At 39.3% G+C, this 20,810-nt stretch carries 13 protein-coding genes; 9 read left to right on the top strand and 4 right to left on the bottom strand.

Annotation, left to right across the window (positions count from 1 at the left end; all coding sequences use genetic code 11):
* Positions 1–476: 476 nt before the first annotated feature.
* The 5 genes from RMY31_RS31765 to RMY31_RS31785 all read left to right on the top strand — a co-directional run bounded on the left by RMY31_RS31765 (position 477) and on the right by RMY31_RS31785 (position 3,007).
* On the top strand, positions 477–884 hold the full coding sequence (locus RMY31_RS31765) for a DUF2267 domain-containing protein (protein ID WP_322666431.1): 408 nt from the start codon (positions 477–479) through the stop codon (positions 882–884).
* Between the two features lie 39 nt (positions 885–923).
* Positions 924–1,589 carry a phosphoribosyltransferase gene (locus tag RMY31_RS31770; RefSeq protein ID WP_322666429.1) on the top strand — a complete coding sequence of 222 codons (666 nt, stop codon included), beginning with the start codon at positions 924–926 and terminating at the stop codon, positions 1,587–1,589.
* A 65-nt stretch (positions 1,590–1,654) separates the two neighbouring features.
* Positions 1,655–2,284: an HPF/RaiA family ribosome-associated protein gene (locus RMY31_RS31775; protein ID WP_322666428.1), complete on the top strand. Its 630-nt coding sequence runs from the start codon at positions 1,655–1,657 to the stop codon at positions 2,282–2,284.
* A 147-nt stretch (positions 2,285–2,431) separates the two neighbouring features.
* On the top strand, positions 2,432–2,632 hold the full coding sequence (locus RMY31_RS31780) for a hypothetical protein (protein WP_322666433.1): 201 nt from the start codon (positions 2,432–2,434) through the stop codon (positions 2,630–2,632).
* Positions 2,633–2,827: 195 nt separating this feature from the next.
* Positions 2,828–3,007: a hypothetical protein gene (locus RMY31_RS31785; protein ID WP_409878994.1), complete on the top strand. Its 180-nt coding sequence runs from the start codon at positions 2,828–2,830 to the stop codon at positions 3,005–3,007.
* Positions 3,008–3,041: 34 nt separating this feature from the next.
* Here the strand turns inward: RMY31_RS31785 and RMY31_RS31790 are convergent, their stop codons facing one another.
* The 4 genes from RMY31_RS31790 to RMY31_RS31805 all read right to left on the bottom strand — a co-directional run bounded on the left by RMY31_RS31790 (position 3,042) and on the right by RMY31_RS31805 (position 6,249).
* Positions 3,042–3,557: a hypothetical protein gene (locus RMY31_RS31790; RefSeq protein WP_322666426.1), complete on the bottom strand. Its 516-nt coding sequence runs from the start codon at positions 3,555–3,557 to the stop codon at positions 3,042–3,044.
* A gap of 685 nt (positions 3,558–4,242) precedes the next feature.
* Positions 4,243–4,482: a ChaB family protein gene (locus RMY31_RS31795; RefSeq protein WP_322666424.1), complete on the bottom strand. Its 240-nt coding sequence runs from the start codon at positions 4,480–4,482 to the stop codon at positions 4,243–4,245.
* Positions 4,483–4,529: 47 nt separating this feature from the next.
* Positions 4,530–5,648, bottom strand: a complete 1,119-nt coding sequence (locus tag RMY31_RS31800) for an aldo/keto reductase (RefSeq protein WP_322666422.1) — start codon at positions 5,646–5,648, stop codon at positions 4,530–4,532.
* Between the two features lie 160 nt (positions 5,649–5,808).
* The gene (locus tag RMY31_RS31805; protein WP_322666420.1) at positions 5,809–6,249 is read right to left on the bottom strand and encodes a pyridoxamine 5'-phosphate oxidase family protein; all 441 of its coding nucleotides are present in this window, start codon (positions 6,247–6,249) and stop codon (positions 5,809–5,811) included.
* A 453-nt stretch (positions 6,250–6,702) separates the two neighbouring features.
* On the opposite strand from RMY31_RS31805, the gene RMY31_RS31810 reads away from it, so the two are divergent.
* From RMY31_RS31810 to RMY31_RS31825, 4 genes are all read left to right on the top strand, one after another.
* Positions 6,703–9,750, top strand: coding sequence for an HAD-IC family P-type ATPase (locus tag RMY31_RS31810; RefSeq protein WP_322666419.1), 3,048 nt, complete (start codon positions 6,703–6,705; stop codon positions 9,748–9,750).
* Positions 9,751–9,914: 164 nt separating this feature from the next.
* Positions 9,915–11,099 (top strand): methionine adenosyltransferase, encoded by a 1,185-nt coding sequence (gene metK, locus RMY31_RS31815; RefSeq protein WP_322666417.1) that lies wholly within the window; start codon positions 9,915–9,917, stop codon positions 11,097–11,099.
* 254 nt (positions 11,100–11,353) lie between these two features.
* A complete protein-coding gene (locus RMY31_RS31820) occupies positions 11,354–15,097 on the top strand; it encodes a HEAT repeat domain-containing protein (RefSeq protein ID WP_322666415.1) in 3,744 nt (1,247 codons plus the stop codon).
* A 207-nt stretch (positions 15,098–15,304) separates the two neighbouring features.
* The gene (locus RMY31_RS31825) at positions 15,305–20,752 is read left to right on the top strand and encodes an AAA family ATPase (protein ID WP_322666413.1); all 5,448 of its coding nucleotides are present in this window, start codon (positions 15,305–15,307) and stop codon (positions 20,750–20,752) included.
* The last annotated feature ends 58 nt before the right edge of the window (positions 20,753–20,810 follow it).

Here is a 20,810-nt window from a genome sequence, read left to right on the forward strand (position 1 = left end):
TGCCACTTGACGAATTGATATTTTCTCCTGAATATGTGCTGCAACTATTTTTTCTCGGAGATCGATTGAATATGCTTTCATGAAAAGATATTATTTTTCTTCTTACTAACTGTACCTCATAACAACGGGAAGTGCTGTAAATGTTACTTTAGATGGTATAGCAGTCCTAAATCATTAGTGAAAAACAAGATTTGCCAATAGATTTGCGAATTATTATAAAACTCGTAAATCTTAGTCTTTCAATTTTTAGAAATCAGATAGAATTGCCATATAAAAGCATTAGTCTGGACTCCAAACTGCTTGTTAAGTCATCCATTAGGTAGATTACTGGATTGAGGATGTCGCTTCGTTAGTCAGAGGACACATAATATTTAGGTTTCTATGATTGGTTTATAAGTTAAAAAACAGTAGCAAAAACTCATTGACTAGCATCAGCAACGATACAAGTCACGCATTAAGAGACATCTGGAGGGAAAATGCAACACGATGAGTTTATTGGACAAGTGCAAAATCGCGCTCACCTCAGTTCACGTGGTGATGCAGAAGTCGCAACCCGTGCTACTCTTGAGACATTGGCTGAACGCTTAGCTGGAGATGAGCCTCTCAACGCTGCCGCCCAACTTCCCAAAGGCATTGCAAATTATTTACAACACGAATATGCAGGTATGGGAACTCGCTTTTCTCTGGATGAATTTTTTCAACGAGTCAGCCAACGAGAAGGTGTAGAACTGCCAAATGCTGTTTATCATGCCCGCGTAGTGATAGAGGTACTAACAGAGGCTATTAGTTCAGGCGAGATCGATGATATTCGCTCGCAACTTCCATCAGAATACGATCCATTGTTTGAGGCAGGAAGCCAAGGACGGATGCGTGTAAATAATTAAGAACCCATTTCTAGGACAAATATATAGGAGCGTGACACCATGCTATTCCAAGACCGAACAGCAGCAGGTCAATTTTTAGCTGAAGCGTTAGCAGATTATGCTAATCGCTCAGACGTGCTGGTGTTAGCGCTACCTAGGGGTGGTGTACCTGTCGCCTTTGAAGTGACCAAGGCATTAAATGTCACTTTAGATGTGCTTGTGGTTCGCAAATTGGGCGTGCCTGATAACAAAGAACTAGCAATGGGAGCGATCGCATCTGGTGGCGTGCGGGTACTCAATCAAGATATTGTCCAGCAACTTAATATCTCTGATGAAGTAGTAGACGGAATTACGCTGCAAGAACGAGAGGAGCTAGAGCGACGCGAACAGCTATATCGAGGCGATCGCCCCTTTCCAGATTTGTGGGCACGTACTGTCATCTTGGTAGATGATGGTTTAGCAACGGGTGCAACCATGTGGGCTGCTATATTGGCATTGCGACAACAGCAACCTGCTCGGATTGTGGTTGCTGTGCCAGTTGCCGCGCCTGAAACCTACCAAGAGTTAGCAGGTAAGGTAGACAAAATTGTTTGCTCTGCCACACCCAGCCCTTTTTATAGTGTTGGTCGCTGGTACAAAAACTTCCCGCAAACCACGGATGAAGAAGTCCGCGACCTTTTAGCAACAGCTACAAAAAACCAGCGATCGTTATTCCTCAGCACGTAATGCTATGAGCGTTTGGGAATCTCGAAATTGGCTTTTTTAGATTGTCTATTTGGATTTTAAAAGAAATGAAATTACCACCAGAAATTACCTATCGTAATGTAGAAAAAACAGATGCAATTGATACTTTAGTTAATGAAAAAATTGCCAAGTTAGAGCAAGTTTGTGGTTATATTAGTAGCTGCCATATTGCAATTGAAAAAATACACGATCGCCCCCGTAGTGGTTCTCCTTACCGCGTGCGAATTGATATTACTATCCCCCCTGGTCATGAACTCGTAGCGGAAAGCAACCCGGCAGAAGGCATCCAGTACGAACCACTGGATGCAGTAATCCGAGATGCCTTTGATGCCGCTCGTCAGCAGTTGGTCAAACTCACCCAGCGCCAACATGAAAGCGATAAATCTGTAAGCCGTGAAGTAGCTCAGGAAACAACAGCACTTGTCACGAAGCTATTTCGAGATCGGGGCTATGGCTTCTTAAAAACCTTAGACGGTCAGGAAATCTACTTTCACTCCAATAGTGTGTTACATGACGATTTTCAACGTCTAGAAGTTGGTACAGGTGTTCATTTTTATCTCGAACAGGGCGAAGAAGGCCCCCAAGCAAGCACCGTCAAGATTGTTGATAAGCCAGGTGTCCGTGCAGGTAAGTCAGATCGGGTCCTCATAGAACCACCCTTAGATTGGAGGGAGTAATAAGTAGCTGTCATGAACTGCGTATACCAGGACAAATGAAAGAGCAGAGAATAAATCGTAATTAATAACCACAGCAAAAAGCTTGATACGGCTGGTTTCCAATACTTTACTTTGTTTCCCAAACAATACTACCTATCCCCATCTGGTATGAACTTACAAGTTTATGAATTGAAACAAACGGCATCGCAGTTACTAGCAGCGATGCTATCCAATCCGCATATTTATTCACAGGTAAGTGATGAGGGAGGCTACGGAAAAATGGAACAACAATTGATTTTGATTGCCGTTGAGATGGCTGAAAGCTTAATTAAGCATATTGAAAATGCACATCCTCAAGTTAAGCCGTAACTAAACCTCGTCTACCTTGAGAACTGTAGTCTTTTGCCAAGATACTGAGATTGCTTCCTTACGTCGCAATGACGCATCTGAATTATTGCCAACTCCAGGTTTCAAAATGGACGAGGTTTAATTAGCCGGACTTGATATTAATTACAAATTACGAATTACCCTCTGGGTGACGCTCGCAAGCTCGCTAACGGGAGTTTGCCAGACGCTCGTGACGCTCGTTCGCTCTTAGCGTCTCCCCTTGGGAGAGGACTCGCTAACGCTTTTGGCCGCCCCTTGGGAGAAGACTCGCGCTTCGCTGCCCTAACGACGCAAAGCAAAGCCAGTGCGTTTGGCGACTCTACCGACTTGTTCGCTGAAAGCGTTCTCGCAGGGTAGCAAGTGGCATCCAAGACGGCAACTCCCTCACGAATTACGAATTAGTATAGTCTGTATAGCCTTGAATATTTTCTGGTTCAAATTGACGAAGTATGCGAGTAGCTTCGCGGGTTAAATTTTCATCACCGTTTACCACAATCAAATATTTGCCAGCATTAAGACGATTCCGATAGGGTAAAGCATCGCCACTGCCAACTGTTGAGCCAACTAATCGACCTACTAATCCAGCACCTAATGCACCAGATATAGCTCCTAATATACCAGCAATAATTTCATTGCCAAATCGGGTAGTCTCTGGAAATATTTCAATTCCTGTCAGGTAGTTGAAAGCATAACCTGCTACAAATCCAAAAGGTATGAGCCAGTATAAAAGTCGATTAGTCTGTTTGCGAGCTTGTTTATTTGGATCGATAAATCCAAATTCATCAGCACTTTTATAACCTTTACCCAAAATATTGACTTGTGCTGTTGGCAAACCTGCTTTTTCCAAATCTGAATAGGCAGCTTCCGCTTGTGTTCGGTCTGGTAATACTGCAATAAGATAATTCATAAGATGAAGTATGAAGGGGCGCTGTAGTCTTACGCCCGTACTGTGAAGTATGAAATGAACTTTGTCAGTTACTTTTCGGGCATCTATAGCCAAAGTTATTCTGGCAAACTTTAATAATTATCAGATGAGTAAACTAGGGAGATTGCATCATTGACTCGCTTTGTACTTCCAACGAGTTAAACTGCTAAGAACTATTGTTGTTCTTGGTGACTTTTCTTCTAGCAACAGTAGGTAACCTAGGAAGCTCCTAGACTTCAAGCCAACAAGTCTAAATACCAAGACTATTACCTTTGTGTTTTAGAGTTCCCAGGATAGTTCGTTTACTACTACTGCTAGTAAGCAAAATAACTTTTCTTATTTCAGTAAACTTCTAACTTAAGAAGGAACTTGTCTTTAATAAGAAAATATTTTTGGCATTGTAAATTTGTATTGAGTTTTCATCTGGAAAGTATCTGTACCAAGGAAATATCAGACAAGTTTTATCGAATGTCATGAATGCTTATCTGATGCGGAAGAAAATCAAAGTTGTGTCACACGATACAAGGGAGGTAAAGTATTTCTATCTTAAAGCAGATGTGTAATATTCCAATACGGTTCAGTTAACAAAAGTAGGTTAGGTTGCGCTCCGCTTAACCTAACAAATTCATCGCAAATGTTGGGTTTCCTAACGTCAACCCAACCCACCTTAGTTTTCAGCCTTATCTGAACTGTATTGCGTTATGTCCTCTGGTTTTTTGTGCCAATGCCCATCGTCGCCTTTTTCGTAATCGCGCTTCACTGCACTCCAGGCAACACGAAAGGCACGCTCTTCTTCACCGTATTCTTCTTCAGCATTGTTAAATGCAGCCTGAAAAATTTCTTGAGCGTGTTTAGGTAAGTTGTTTTTTACTGAATCTGGTAAGTCATTTATCTGTTTGTAAGGCATAATTGTACTCCTTTGGGGACTGGGGCATTGGCTTGTCTCCTTACTTCCTAAGTTGCCATTTGGCTTTGAGGTGGAAAGCCATGCTGGATTCTGCCTTCGTCTGCATCAAATTCTTTGGAGGTTTTGAATAGTTCAAAACGTCCATCAGCAGCATACTGGGCACAACGATCGCGCAGTGCTTGCATTTCTTTTGCTTGCATTGGTTGAAAGCCACGGGCGATCGCTAAATTCTGACGCAGCACAGCTAATGAATCAATGCCACTGACAACAGTAGCAACTGGTAAACTCATGGCATAGCGTATGGCTTCTTGTGGGGATACTATACCTTTTTTGACAGCATTACCATTCCCGCTAAGACTTTTCATTCCAATTGCGGCAATGCCTCGTTTGTTGAGTTCTGGTAGTACCTGTTGCTCAAAGCTTTTGAAACTGGCATCAAAACAATTGAGCGGCATTTGCACCGTGTCAAACGGGTAATTATAAGAAAGCATCTTGAGATGAATGGCGGGGTCTTTGTGACCTGTAAAGCCAACAAATCTGACTTTACCCTCTTTCTTCGCTTGAGCTAAAGCTTCAATTACGCCGTTAGGACGAAAAATCATTTCCGGGTCGTTGTAGTAGACGACTTCGTGGATTTGCCACAGATCGAGGCGATCGGTTTTGAGGCGGCGCAGGGATTCTTCAAGTTGCTGCATTGCGACTTTGCGATCGCGCCCGTGGGTGCAAACTTTGGTCATCAAAAAGACTTTATCCCGCCGCCCCTGTAACGCTTCTCCCATCCACTCTTCACTGCGGTGCTTGTTATATTCCCAGGCGTTATCCATAAAGGTGATGCCGTTATCAATGGCTTCGTGAGCGATGCGAATCGCTTCTTCCTTAGTTTTGGCCTGCCCCAAAGTCGCACCCCCCAACCCAATTGCTGACACTTTCACCCCTGTTTTTCCCAAGGGACGGCGAGGAATTTCACCAGTGTTTTGGTTATTTCTGGGAGTTGCAGAGAATTCTTGTACTTGTGCTGCTTCCGCTTGGGAATTGGCATTGAGGATGCGATCGGTGAAAATTGCCCCTGCACCTGCACCAATAAAGCCTAATCCCTGTAAAAACTGCCGTCGTTTTAACTCTAAAGTTAGATGCTTTTGGTCAGTTTCGTCGTTTTGACCTGCCATTGACTTTTTATACCTAAAAATGCTTACATTTCCTAACTACGCACCACAATTCTAGTTTTCATACCAATTCATAATTCCAACAGTTGGATTCGACCTGGGTTTTCACCCTTTAAATCTGTTGGCAGATTTTAGAGAAGTGATATCAACAGTGTGGTGTCAATCAACTAATTGTTTGTGGTTTAAAACTTGTTCGCCCATCCCAGTAATCAGCCTTATCCATAGTTACCTTCAGCAGTGCAATGTCGGGTTCGTCTAGTCCTTTGGGAAACCAAGTTTGCAGTTCCGGCTTCCATTGTTCTTGCATCTTATTATGGTCTTTCACCAGTTGGGCTGTACCCGATACAGAAATATATCGCTGTCTATCGGGTGACACAAAGCTCACATTGACCTGCTGATTGTGTTCGATCTCAGTCGCCTTATGAGAACTGCCGTAAATGAAAAACCAAAGTATGCCATCAGAGTTAATCTCGCCATTCGTTGACATGGGACAACTATGCAAGCTGCCATCGTCATCTACTGTAGTCAACATGCCACTGTCAATATCTGCTATTAGTTCGCGCAGCTTCTGAATTTGCTGGTTGCGGTCTGTAGAAGTTGTCATTTATTTGTATTTCTCAATGTTTTTTAGAATGTGAGTTTTTGATTACAGCCAATTTCTCTGGCTTTTAAACTCCTTTATACTGTTAACGTTTTTTATCTTCAATTACGTGAACCTAGAGAAGGAATTCTGCTGAAATTAGTTTTTTTGGGTATACCTATAGAGATATTTTTTAAGAGCGATATATATCGAGGAAGTTTTTTGTGTGTTTATACCTAAATAAACCTAAATATAAACGCTCGAAATGTTATATTTCTCTTTACTGCTTTAGAAATAATTATTAGGCTTGATTGAATAAATTTCAACTAACTCTGTAACTTGAGACTGATGTAACTATTAATAGCAATCATTATTCTTAAATCGAAGCATTTAAATAGTGAAAACTCTAATAAAAGATAGATAGCCTATTTGTAAACTTTTCTAAATCATGGGTGCATTCTAGGAGCAAAAATTGCTGTGATTCAAGCAATACATACCAGTGTTAAAGGGAGAGCAAGATATAAAGTAAAAGAACTTTACCGTTCGCCATCTTTGAAAAGCTACTTGGAGCGATCGCTTGCCAAAAACCCAGAAATAACTTACGTTTCGGCAAATCCGTTAACTAGCAATATTTTAGTTCGTTTTCACCAAACGAATAGTAATAAAATTAAGTCTTTAATTAATCAAGCTGTATTAAAATATCAAAAAAATCCTGAGTTTCATCAGATAGAAAAATTAACAGATTTCAAAAAAAGTAGACAACCTGTTGTCAATGCTAAAGAGCAAAATAGAGAAAACTGGCATTTAATGGCAGCAGATAAAGTCATAGACGCATTTAATACTTCCAAATCGGGATTATCCTATGATTCTGCCAAAGTAAACCTGCATAAATATGGACCAAATGTTCTATCCCAAATAGAAACACGTTCCGATCTGAGCATTTTAATTGACCAGTTCAAATCTTTACCAGTTGCTTTGCTGGGGGTTGCAGCTGCGATTTCTGTTTGCACTGGGGGAGTAGTTGATGCTGTGGTGATTATGGGTGTTGTTGGTCTGAATGCGGCAATTGGTTATGTTACAGAAAGCCAATCAGAAAGAATCATTCAGTCTCTCAAAAATCAGGAACAAACATCTACTTGGGTAATTAGAGAAATTAACCAGATAGAAATCCCTACAGAAAATGTAGTCTTGGGAGATATTTTAGTTCTTAAACCCGGCAGCTATGTAGCAGCAGATGCCCGATTGATAGAGGCTGATAACCTGAGTGTGGATGAGTCTGCTTTAACTGGCGAGAGTATCCCCGTTACCAAAGATACTGCATCTTTAACTGTTCAAGATGTGCCGTTAGGTGATCGCTTAAATATGACCTATAAAGGAACTTTGGTCACTGGCGGTCAAGGATTGGCCGTAGTTGTAGCCACAGGCAAATTTACCGAAATGGGCAAGATTCAACAACTAGTAGGCGAGGCGAAGACCACAGAAACTCCTTTAGAAAGACAACTAGATGAAGTCGGCAGTCAACTAGTTTTAATTAGTATGGGAATTTGCGGTCTTGTCTTTGGTTTGGGATTACTACGAGGATATGGTTTAGTACAAATGCTGAAATCATCCATATCTCTAGCCGTGGCCGCGGTTCCAGAAGGGCTACCCACCATCGCTACTACAACTCTGGCTTTAGGCATCCTAGATATGAGGAAGAACAAAGTCCTCGTCCGCAGTCTCAGTGCAGTAGAAGCTTTGGGTTCAGTGCAGACAATTTGTTTAGATAAAACTGGGACAATTACAGAAAACAAAATGTCCGTGGTAGAGATACTGACCGACACCCGACACATTAAAGTATCAGACGGCAAATTTATTGTAGAGAAAGAGAATATCAACCCCTATACCTGTGATGAACTATTAAAGCTAATTCATGTATTAGTTCTCTGTAATGAAAGTGAAGTCATCAAAGAAGGTGATGGTGAGTATGTGGTCATAGGTTCGGCAACAGAAAATGCCCTGGTCTACATGGCAATTAGCGCTGGTGTGGATGTCATAGAACTCAGACAAAAGTATCCCTTGTTGCAAACCAACCTGCGATCGGAAAACCGCAACATCATGAGTACAATTCATGAGACTCCCGATCGCCGCAAGTTTGTTGCAGTTAAAGGCAATCCCACCGAAGTTATTCAGATATGCCGCAGTTGGATAAAAAATGGGCGAGTGATGCCTTTAACAGAAGAAGATAGAGGGGCCATCGAGATTGAAAACGATCGCATGGCAAATAAAGCGCTGCGAGTACTGGGCGTGGCTTATGGTTATATTGACGATTTAAATAATGGGAATAATCATGAGTCAGACTTAATTTGGTTGGGTCTTATTGGTATGGCAGACCCAATTAGAAGAGGTGCTAAAGAATTGATAGGTGACTTTCATCAAGCCGGCATTGATACAGTGATGATTACCGGCGATCAAAGCCCAACCGCATATGCGATCGCTAAAGAATTAGATTTAAGTCGAGATCCGCAACTAGAAATTCTCGATTCTACTGACCTCAACAATCTCAATCCAGAGGCATTGATAGCACTCAGCGATAAAGTGGATGTTTTTGCCCGCATCAGTCCTAGCAATAAACTACAAATCGTTAAGGCTTTGCAAGCAGCCGAAAAAGTTGTTGCTATGACTGGCGATGGTATTAATGATGCACCTGCGCTTAAAGCTGCACAAGTGGGTGTAGCAATGGGTAAAGGGGGAACCGATGTGGCACGGGAGGTTGCAGATATCGTCCTGGAAGATGACAGACTTGAAACCATGATGATTGCCGTCAGTCGAGGACGGACAATCTACAACAACATCAGAAAATCTGTGCATTTTCTGTTAGCTACAAACATGAGTGAAATTATGGTGATGACCACCGCCACCGCACTTGGTTTAGGCGAACCATTAAATGCCATCCAACTTTTATGGCTGAATTTGGTAACAGATATTTTCCCCGGTTTGTCTTTGGCCATGGAAGCACCAGAACCTGATGTGTTGAGTCAGCCACCCCGCAATCCTAACGAACCAATTATCAAAAACTCCGACTTTGGCAGAATTGCTTTTGAGTCAGCAACAATATCTGTCAGCTGTTTAGCAGCCTATGGCTACGCTATGTCTAGATATGGCATTAGCCCCCAAGCAAGCACTATTGCTTTTATGAGTTTGACATCGGGGCAACTGCTACATACTTTTAGTTGTCGTTCAGAAAAACATAGCATATTCAATAAAGAAAAACTGCCGAATAATTCTTACTTAAATGCTGCTATTATTGGCTCTTTTGGCATCCAAATTCTGGCTATAGCCGTTCCACAACTGAGGAGTCTTTTGAAGATTACACCAATTAATCTTGCAGATTGTAGTGTTATTGGAGGTAGCGCTTTACTGCCTTTACTCGTAAATGAAAGCACGAAAAAAATTAAACAAGAAGTCAGAAGCCAGAATTCAGAAGTCAGAATGCAGTCAGTAAGAAATTTAAAACAATCAACAATTGAAGACCACCAAATTTAAGATTTACTGGAAGAATTAAATCTGTTTATTCATTTGCTAGTAACAGAAATTTATACTAACTCCTGATTATTCACTTCTCTCTCTTGGCTCTTAAATTCTTTCTCGTTAAAAATAAAAAATGATTAGTAGTAGCGTATTTATCTGATATCTGGGCGGTAAAGCTTATGAAAAAAGACTTCATGTTTACATCTGAATCAGTAACCGAGGGGCATCCTGATAAACTTTGCGATCAGATCAGTGATGCGATCGTAGATCGTTTTTTGCAACAAGACCCTTACTCAAGGGTAATTACAGAATGCGCTGTATCCACAGGCATCGTTTTCATTGCTGCTAGGTTTGAACCTAATGCTAATGTGGATTTTACTAATGTAGCAAGACAGGTCATCGATCGAGTTGGTTACGAGCAAAAGGAATTTAATGGTAAGACCTGTAGCATTTTGACCAGCTTGAGGGAATTACCTCCCGATCGATACCATTTGTTTAATGAAACAAGTTTATCTGATGAAGAAATAGAGCAAATTACTGTTAACAATCAAGCAACGGTCTTTGGCTTCGCTTGCAATCAAACATATACTCTCATGCCGTTACCAATTTGGTTAGCACACAAACTAGCAAGACAAATTAGTGAAGTAAGACGCAAAAAAATACTCACCTACCTTACCCCTGATGGCAAGACTCAAGTCGGAGTTGAATATAAAAATCGCCGACCTTATAGAATCCATAGTATTACAGTAATTGCCAGTCAAAATAAACCTTCAAAACCTGATTTACAGCAATTACACGGTGATATTAGAGAAACTGTTATTGCTCCTGTATTTGAAGATGAAGATATTAAACCAGATGAACAAACAAGAATATTTATCAATCCTGATGGGCCATTTATTAAAGGAGGCCCTGCTGCTCATTCTGGGTTAACAGGGAGAAAAAATGCCATAGATACTTATGGTGAATACTCCAAACATAGTGGTTCCGCTTTGAGCGGTAAAGACCCCATTAGGATAGATCGAGTGGGGGCTTACGCTGCTCGTTATGCAGCCAAAAATGTGGTTGCTGCGAAACTTGCTGATGAATGTGAAGTACAACTAAGTTATTCGATAGGGCTTGCTAGACCTGTTAGTGTCCAAGTAGAAACTTTTGGTACAGGCAAAATTTCTGATGAAGAAATCACAACTATTCTAGAAAAGCATTTTGATTTCCGCCTTGCAGGTATCATTAAACAGTTTAATTTAAGACATTTACCTTCATTGACTAAAGGTGGTTTCTATAGAAAATTAGCTGCTTATGGTCATGTGGGCAGGGCAGATATGGAACTTCCTTGGGAACAAATAGATAAAATTAGTGTTTTCTAGCAATAGCTTTGCTAATTCTGAAGCTTTGACAGAAGAGAATCGTGGCGGAATACGATGGTGAGAGTATTGGTAATATCAAGAGCATTGCTCTACTAGTGCAGCATGGCGAAAATAACTATGCAGTTAGAAATAATACGTGGATTTAGTCAACAGCGATCGCCTAATGTGTGACACTTCTTCAAATATCCTGAAATTTAGAGCTATTCTTGAAACTGATGTATATACTCGAAGTTTGAGACTGAGCAGACGCGAGTATGATAGTAGATTGGCTAGCTGTTTGGGGCGTAACTCAAGCTGTCGGGTTTGCTTTTAAGCCTATTTTCGAGGACTTAGCAAAAGACGCGGCTAAAGACTGGGCTAAAGATTTATTAAAAGGTATTCCTAAAAATATATTACAGCAACTCAAAAAAGAAGATATTGAAATTGCTGCTGGCAAAGCATTAAAGGAATTTTTGCAATTAATGCAGCAGGAATTAGAAGATGCAGACTTAGAAGAAGCAGAACTACAGCAATACACCAAACCGTTAAATAATTTTATTAATAATAAATCTCTCACAGAGATTCTGGGGCATCCCTTTCAACCAGATTGTCAGTGTCTAGACTCTAAAGTATTGGCAAATACTTGGTATGAGATGAATTTGCTTATGTTGCCCAACGAATTTGAGTGGGAAAGACTCACCAAGCGTTATCTCAAAAAAGTTAAAGCAATTATCAGAGAATCAGATGAGTTACGTTCTATCCTAGATTCACAAAATCTGGAAGAAGCAAAAGATACTCTCAAACAAATTGCTGGGGTTCCCATAGATTTTGACTTACCAGGATATCAAGAAGGACTGCGCGAGCGATATGGCAATTTGAAACTAGATAGTTTAGATACTACTGGTTATGCCTATAATGAATTGAAGTTATGGCGGATGTTTATCGCCCTCAATGTGCGGGAAGTTCACCAAGTTTTGCCTCACGTCCACGAACTACCCAAAGAACATCTCAGAAGATTACGAGAAAGTAACCAACTCGGAGAAGAAATTGCCCTCGAAGAGTTAGAAGTTTACAAGCAAGTTTATTTTGAACAGCCAATACTTTCAGTCTTGGATGTGATTAGCGATCGCCTGACACATAAATATATAGTGATTTTGGGAGACCCTGGTTCTGGGAAGTCTACTTTGTTGCAATTTTTGGCGATAAATTGGGCAGAAACACCTCTCAACAATGTAATTTCTCAGCCAATTCCTTTATTAATTGAGTTACGCACTTATATCCGTAGACGAGAAAATAATGAGTGCAGTAATTTTCTAGAATTTTTCCACAAATGTAGTGGTACTGTCCATCATCTCAATCAAAATCAACTCTACGAACATTTAAAAGCTGGTAATGCTTTAGTGATGTTTGATGGTTTGGATGAAGTTTTTGAAATCGGCAAGCGAGAAGATGTGATTACCGATATTCATCGCTTTACAAATGAATATCCTGACGTGCGGGTGATAGTGACTTCTCGCGTGGTTGGCTACAAACCACAACGGTTACGAGATGCTGAATTTCGGCACTTTATGCTACAAGATTTAGAGCCAGAACAAATTCAAGATTTTATCAACCGCTGGCATGAATTAGCCTTCTACGACCGAGTTGATAGACTGCGAAAGCGACAGCGCCTGCAAAGAGCAATTGACACATCAAAATCAATTTTAGAACTGGCGGGAAACCCCCTACTATTAACAATGATGGCAATTCTCAATCGCAACCAAGAACTGCCAAGAGATAGAGCAACACTTTACGAACAAGCATCGCGAGTTTTGCTACATCAATGGGATGTGGAACGCGCTTTAGTCGAAGATTCTCGGCTAGATCCAAAAACCATTGATTATAAAGATAAGCAGGCAATTTTACGTCAAACCGCCTATCATATGCAAACAAGTGCAAAAGGTTTGGCAGGTAATTTAATTAGTGTCGGCGATTTAGAAAAGATTTTGAGTCGCTATTTGAAAAATATAGAATTCGACCATCCCACCAAAGTTGCTAGGGTGATGATTAATCAGCTGCGAACCCGCAACTTTATGTTATGTTTTTTGGGCGCAGATTATTATGCTTTTGTCCATCGGACTTTTTTAGAATATTTTTGTGCTTGGGAATTTGTTTGGCAGTTTAAAGAAACGCAAACGCTGTCAATTAAAGAACTCATGTATGAAGTTTTTGGTAAACACTGGCAGGATGAAACTTGGCATGAAGTTTTACGCTTGATTACAGGCATGATTGAGCCAAGATTTGTCTGTGAAGTTTTGGATTACTTGATGGATCAAAATGGTGAAGAAGAAAAATTCATCAATTTGTTTCTAGCAGCCAAGTGTCTTGCAGAAGTGCGAAATCGCTTGTTAATTGCATCAACAGCAACTAAATTACTGGATAAAATCCAAGATTTAACCAAATATGACCTTGATTACTATTATCAACCTTATATAGATGAAGAAGAAACCAAATTAGTTCAAGAAATCCGTACCACAGCCGTTGCATCTGTAGCCACTACTTGGAAAGACGATGCTGATACTCTTTCTTGGCTCAAACAACTCGCTATTGCTGATGATAATGAGTATGTACGGCGTGCAGCATTGCAAGAATTAGCGAGAGGTTTTAAAGACGATCTTGATACCCTGCCTTGGCTGAAACAATGCGCTACTACCGATGATGATTGGACTGTAAGACAAGCAGCAGTGCAAGAATTAGCCAGAGGTTTTAAAGACGATCTTGATACTCTGTCTATCTTAAAACAACAAGCTACTACTGATGATAATGAATATGTGCGACAAGCAGCAGTTCAAGAATTAGCTAGGGTGTTCAAAGATGAATTAGATACTCTTCCCTGGCTGAAACAACGGGCCACTGCTGATAACTCTGGAACTGTCAGACAAGTAGCAGTACAAGAATTAGCTAGGGGATTTAGAGATAACCCCGAAACTTTACCTTGGCTGCAAAAATATGCTGTTGCTGATGAAGATTGGACTGTTAGACAAGCAGCAGTACAAGAATTAGCTAGGGGATTTAAAGACGACCCCGATACTCTACTCATGCTCAAACAACGTGTTATTGCTGATGATAATGAATATGTCAGGCAAGCAGCAGTGCAAGAATTAGCTAGGGGATTTAAAGACGATCCTGATACATTTTTTATTCTTAAACAAAGTGCCACTACCGATAAATATTCAGATGTGCGACAAGCAGCAGTACAAGAATTAGCTAGGGTGTTCAAAGATGAACCAGAGACGCTACCTTGGCTTAAAGAACGTGCTACTGCTGATGATGATAAATATGTCAGGCAAGCAGCAGTCCAAGAATTAGCCAGAGGATTCAAAGACGATCCTGATACTCTGCCTATTCTCAAACAACGAGCGATCGCTGATAAATATTCTGATGTACGACGTGCAGCCGTGCAAGAACTAGCCAGGGGATTCAAAAATGACCCTGATACTCTCCCCATCCTCAAACAACGCTCCACTACTGATGATAATGAGTATGTGCGGCGTGCAGCATTGCAAGAATTAGCCAGGGGATTTAAACATGACCCCGATACTCTCCCCATTCTCAAAAAACACGCTACATCTGAGAAATATGTGGATTTGCGGCAAGCAGCAGTCCAAGAATTAGCCAGAGGGTTTAAAAATGACCCCGATACTCTCCCCATCCTCAAAAAACGCGCCACTGTTGACAAATATTCGGATGTGCGACAAGTAGCATTGCAAGAATTAGCTAGGGGATTTAAAGATGAACCAGGGATGTTTGAAGTATTCTACAACTGTGCTGTCAACGATTCCTTTACGCGTGAATATAACTTTCAAGACAATCCACGACAAGTTGCACTTGAGGCAATTATCGAGCAATATCTTCATCATCCCCAAACTTTACCCCTATTGCGTGACAGAGCAGAAAATGACCCAGATAAGCAATTACGTGAGTTTGCGAAAAAGAAGTTGGTAGAAATTGAGGTCACATTAGATAAAACTGATGGCTGATGACTGATACCTAGTCAAAATTTTATTTTAGGTATTGAATAACAGTGGTTCTACACAGCGATCGCTTTACATTCCTTTTACAATACAATCCTGGGGTACGCGATCGCTATGTTCAAAATCTCCTATTCACTGGGAACAATTAAAAAGAAACCTTTTCCCTAAAGGAGAAGGGATGATATTAATTTTTGTAAAAAATAGTAAAAATCAATGCCAAATCGTACTGGATACCAAATCAGCTCTACTCTCCATGAAGGAATTCAAACTATCATTTATCGGGCACAAATGCCAAAGACACAACAGCAAGTTATCCTCAAGCTGCTGAAAAATGAATATCCTACCCTCGAAGCTTTTACTCGCATTAAAAATGAGTACCAAATTCAGCAAAATTTAGACCATCTCAACATAGTTAAAGCAATCAGTCTGGAAAACTTTGACAATCGTATAGGGCTTTTATTGGAAGACTTTGATGGTCAGTCTTTAGCACAACTTCTACAAATAGAAAAATTTAACTTAGTTAGCTATTTGAAAATAGTTATTCAGCTGACTAAAGCTTTAGATTATTTACATAAACACCAGATTATTCATAAAGATATTAAACCTAGCAACATCATCATCAACTCCCAAACAGGTCTTGTTAAACTTACTGACTTTGGTATAGCCACCCGCCTTAATAAAGAAAATCCCCAGTTTAATAATCCTAACTGCGTTGAAGGTACGCTTGCTTATATGTCTCCCGAACAAACTGGGAGAATGAATCGCATTCTTGATTATCGTACCGACTTTTATTCTCTTGGCGTAACTTTATACGAAATGCTCACAGAGCAATTACCATTTCTTAGCAAAGATCCCTTAGAGATAGTTTACAACCACATTGCTGTTCAACCCATAAATCCACAATTATTAAATCCAAACATTCCTGCCGCCATCTCTGAAATTGTAATGAAACTGATGGCGAAAAATGCAGAAGACAGATATCAAAGTGCGATAGGGTTATTAGCAGATTTAGAATTATGTCTTAAGCAGTTAGAAACTAAAAATCAAATTACTGATTTTGAACCAGGCCGATTAGATATTTTAAGTCAGTTATTAATTCCCCAAAAATTATATGGTCGCGAAAAACAAGTTCATGAACTGTTAGCTGCATTTGAGCGTGTTACATGTGGAACTAGTGAAATGATGCTAGTTTCTGGTTATTCTGGTATAGGTAAATCTGCTTTAGTCAATGAAGTAAATAAACCTATTACTCATCGTCAAGGTTACTTTATCTACGGTAAATTTGACCAATTAAAACGGAATGTACCCTATGCTTCTTTAATTCAAGCTTTTACTTATTTAATTAGGTTTTTGCTTACAGAAAACCATGAAAAAATAGCAATATGGCGTAATAAAATACTAGCCGCATTAGGAGCCAACGGAAAAGTCATTACTGATGTCATCCCAGAAGTCGAATTGATTATTGGAAAACAACCAGAAGTTCCTCAACTTGGTGCTACTGAATCACAAAACCGCTTCAATCGTGTTTTTGAGGAATTTATCCAAGTCTTTACTCAAAAAGAACATCCTTTAGTCATATTTTTAGATGATTTGCAATGGGCAGACTCAGCCACCTTGAATTTAATACAACTGCTCATGAGTAATGCCAAAAGTAATTATCTATTATTCATTGGGGCCTACAGGGATAATGAAGTTAGTCCGACCCATCTTTTAATTCAAACATTAGAAGAAATTCAGAAAGTTGGCACAGTAGTTAATAATATTGTGTTGCAACCTTTAAAATTGGAAAATGTTATTGATTTGATTACTGAAACTTTACAGGCAAGTCGATATTTTGAAGGTAACAGTTTAGAGTATAACCATGAATCATATATCAAAGATTTTGCTCGTAAAATTATCCAACTATCTGAGTTAATTTTTAATAAGACAGGTGGTAATCCATTCTTTATCACACAATTAATACAGGTACTGTATCAAGAAAAATTACTAATATTTGACTTTATTAGTGCTAAATGGCAATGGAGCCTAGAGGAAATTCAAGCAATTGGCATTATCGATAAAAATGTAGTTGAACTAGTTGCCAGTAGATTAGAAAAACTCCCACAAGTTACTCAAGATGTTTTGAAATTAGCGGCTTGTGTAGGTGATAGATTTAGCCTAGATGTTTTATCGATAATCAATGAAAAATCCCCTTCTTTGACGGCAAGTGATTTATATTCAGCTTTACAAGCGGGATTAATCCTGCCCTTAAATGATGCTTACCGCATTCCCTTAGTTTTTAATCAAGAAGAAGCGGCTCATTTGAATTTTGATACTTCACGGGTGGGTTATAAATTCTTGCATGACAGGGTGCAACAAGCAGCTTATTCATTAATTCCAGAATCTCAGAAAAAATCTACTCATCTAAAAATAGGTCAACTGCTCCTACAAAATACACCACAAGAGGAAGTAGAAGCCAATATTTTTGATATTGTTAATCAGCTGAATGTAGGTACTATTTTCCTGAATGAGCAATCCCAAAAAACTGAATTGGCACGACTAAATTTAGTTGCAGGACGTAAAGCAAAAGCATCTACAGCTTATGAAGCTGCTTTGAAGTACTTGAAAACTGGGATAGAACTTTTAAGTGTAGAGGCTTGGCAAAATGAATATAACCTAACTATAGGTTTATATGAAGGAGCCGCAGAAGTAGCCTATCTCAGTGGGAATTTTGAGCAGATGCAGCAATTAACCGAAGTAGTGCTGAAAGAAGCTAAATTTCTACTAGATAAAGTAAAAGTTTATGAAGTAAAAATTATCGCTGCTATAGTCCAAAGTAAACAACTAGAAGCTATTCAAACAGCACTAGCAGTTCTCAAATTATTAGAAATAGACTTTCCAGAACAACCGACAGCATCTGATATTCAGCTAGGGATGGATAATATCGGTAATCATTTGCAAGGAAAAGCGATCGCAGATTTAATTAACTTACCTCTAATGACCGACCCGAACAAGATAGCAGCCATGAGAATTTTAATGGGAGTTCTCCCAGCGGCTTTTCAAACTGCTCCGGCAATGATGCCAATTATTGCCTGTGAAATGGTCAATTTGTCTTTAAAATATGGCAATAATGCTGTGTCTGCTTATGGTTACAGCCTTTACGGATTAATTCTTTGTGGAGTTCAAGGAGAAATTGATTCTGGCTATGAATTTGGCAAACTAGCTTTAAGCTTGGTATTACAATTTAATGCTGAAGAACTCAAGGCTAAAATTCTCACAGTTATTAGTGCCCATGTTCTCCATTGGAAAGATCATGTTAAGGAGACATTATCAACAGCCAAGTCAGGATTTTCTAGTGGTTTAGAAACCGGAGATTTAGAATATGCCGGCTATTGTGGTTACATTTATCCTTATCATTCATTTTGGCTTGGTAAGGAACTCTGGGTTTTGGAAACAGAACTAGTAGCTTATTGCGAATCGCTGAAAAAAATTAAGCAACAAGTTGCCTTAACTTGGAACCAAATATATTTGCAAACAGTTATCAACTTGAAAGGAAATTCAGAAAATGTGTGGTGTTTAATTGGAGAAGCATACGATGAGCAAAATATGCTGCCAATTCATCAAAAATTTAACGACCTTTATACAATTAATCACTTATTTATCAATAAGCTGATGCTTTCCTATCTGTTTGGGGAGTACCTGCAAGCTAGAGAAAATGCTGTAATGGCAGAAAAATCTTTAGGTGGCGTTACAGGATTGTTTGTTGTACCTTTGTTCTATTTTTATGATTCTTTAGCTCAACTAGCAGTTTACCGGATTGTGAATAAGCCCGAACAGCAGTCTATTCTGGAAAAAGTACGAGCTAATCAACAAAAGATGGAACTCTGGGCTACTCATGCCCCAATGAATCACTTAAATAAATTTTATTTGGTGGAAGCAGAACGGTGTCAGGTTTTGGGTCAAAAACTGGAGGCAATGGACTATTATGAATATGCGATCGCTAAATCTAAAGAAAGCGGTTGTCTCCAAGAAGAAGCTTTAGCCTATGAGTTAGCAGGAAAATTTTATCAGTCTTTAGGTAGAGAGTTAATTTATCAAACTTACCTCACTAAAGCTTATTATGCCTATATTCGCTGGGGAGCGATCGCTAAAGTTAAACACCTAGAATCAAAATATCCTTTTCTAGGAGAACAAACCAATATTACAGAAGTTTCTGCTTTACAACTAGATGTCACTCATATTACCACTAACACCACTACCAGTAACGGATTGAGTGCTTTCTTGGATTTTAATACCTTCATCAAGTTTTCCCACGCAATTACCAATGAAATTGTTTTAGAAAACTTGTTGAGTAAGTTAATCAAAATATTACTAGAAAATGCTGCTGCTCAAAAAGTAGTGCTACTGCTACTGGAAGATAATCAACTATACATTGAAGCTTCAGGTAATACTGATAATGTAGTGATGGTTTTACAGTCAATTCCTGTTGAAACCTATAACGATCTACCTGTTTCTGTAGTTAATTATGTTTTTAGAACTCAACAACCCCTCGTTTTGAATGATGCGGTAGTGACTGAACCTTTTAACCTTGATACCTATATTCGGAAGTATCAATCAAAATCAATCTTTTGTTTGCCGATTATGTATCAATCACAGTTGACAGGTATTATTTACTTAGAAAACCAATTGTCAGCAGGAGCTTTTATTCCTGAAAGAATAGAAGTACTAAAAGTCTTAGTTTCTCAAATGGCTATTGCTATAGAAAATGCCCGTTTGTATACTAGAGAGCAAGAAAAATCTAGACAATTAGCACAGTATCTCAAAGATTTACAAGAGGCACAACTGCAACTTATACAAAGCGAAAAAATGTCTTCTCTTGGTAATTTAGTTGCAGGAATAGCACACGAAATAAATAACCCTGTTGGTTTTATTACAGGTAGTATTAGCCAAGCAAAAGATGCTATCAAAGATTTAATAGATTATTTGCAACTATACCGAGCTAAATTTCCTAATCGCGATGCTGAAATTGAGGAAAAAGCAGAAGAAATAGACGTAGATTTTCTTCTAGAAGATTTACCCAAAATGATTGACGGTATGAAAGTTGGTACGCAACGCATACGCAATATCAGTACTTCTCTGCGGACATTTTCTCGCGCTGATAATGTCTCAAAAGTATCAGCTAATATCCATGAAGGCATCGATAGCACCTTGATGATTTTACAACATCGCCTGAAAGCTAATTCTAACCGTCCAGCTATTGAAATTATCAAAGAGTATGGAGATATTCCCTTAGTTAAGTGTTACTTAGGGCAATTAAATCAGGTATTTATGAATATTCTGGCAAATGCAATTGATGCTTTAGAAGAAGTAAATGCTGGTCGTAGTTATGAAGAAAATTTAGCCACTACTCATAGTGCTATTACGATAAAAACCGAGATAAATAAAGATAATCAAAATGTAATTATCAAGATTAAAGACAATGGTCTGGGCATGACAGAAGAAGTCAAATCTTGTATTTTTAACCATTTATTTACTACCAAAGATGTAGGCAAAGGTACAGGATTAGGTTTATCTATCAGTCGGCAGATTATAGTAGAAAATCATGGTGGTAGCTTAATTTGTGAGTCAGTTTTAGGACAAGGAACAGAATTTATCATTTCTATTCCCATTGCTGGGGAGTGAGGGAGTAGGGGGAGACAAGGGAGACAGAGGGGCGGAGGAGGGGCGGATGAGATGAGGC

The sequence above is a fragment of the Dendronalium sp. ChiSLP03b genome (assembly GCF_034531165.2).
GTDB classification, from domain to species: domain Bacteria; phylum Cyanobacteriota; class Cyanobacteriia; order Cyanobacteriales; family Nostocaceae; genus Dendronalium; species Dendronalium minutum.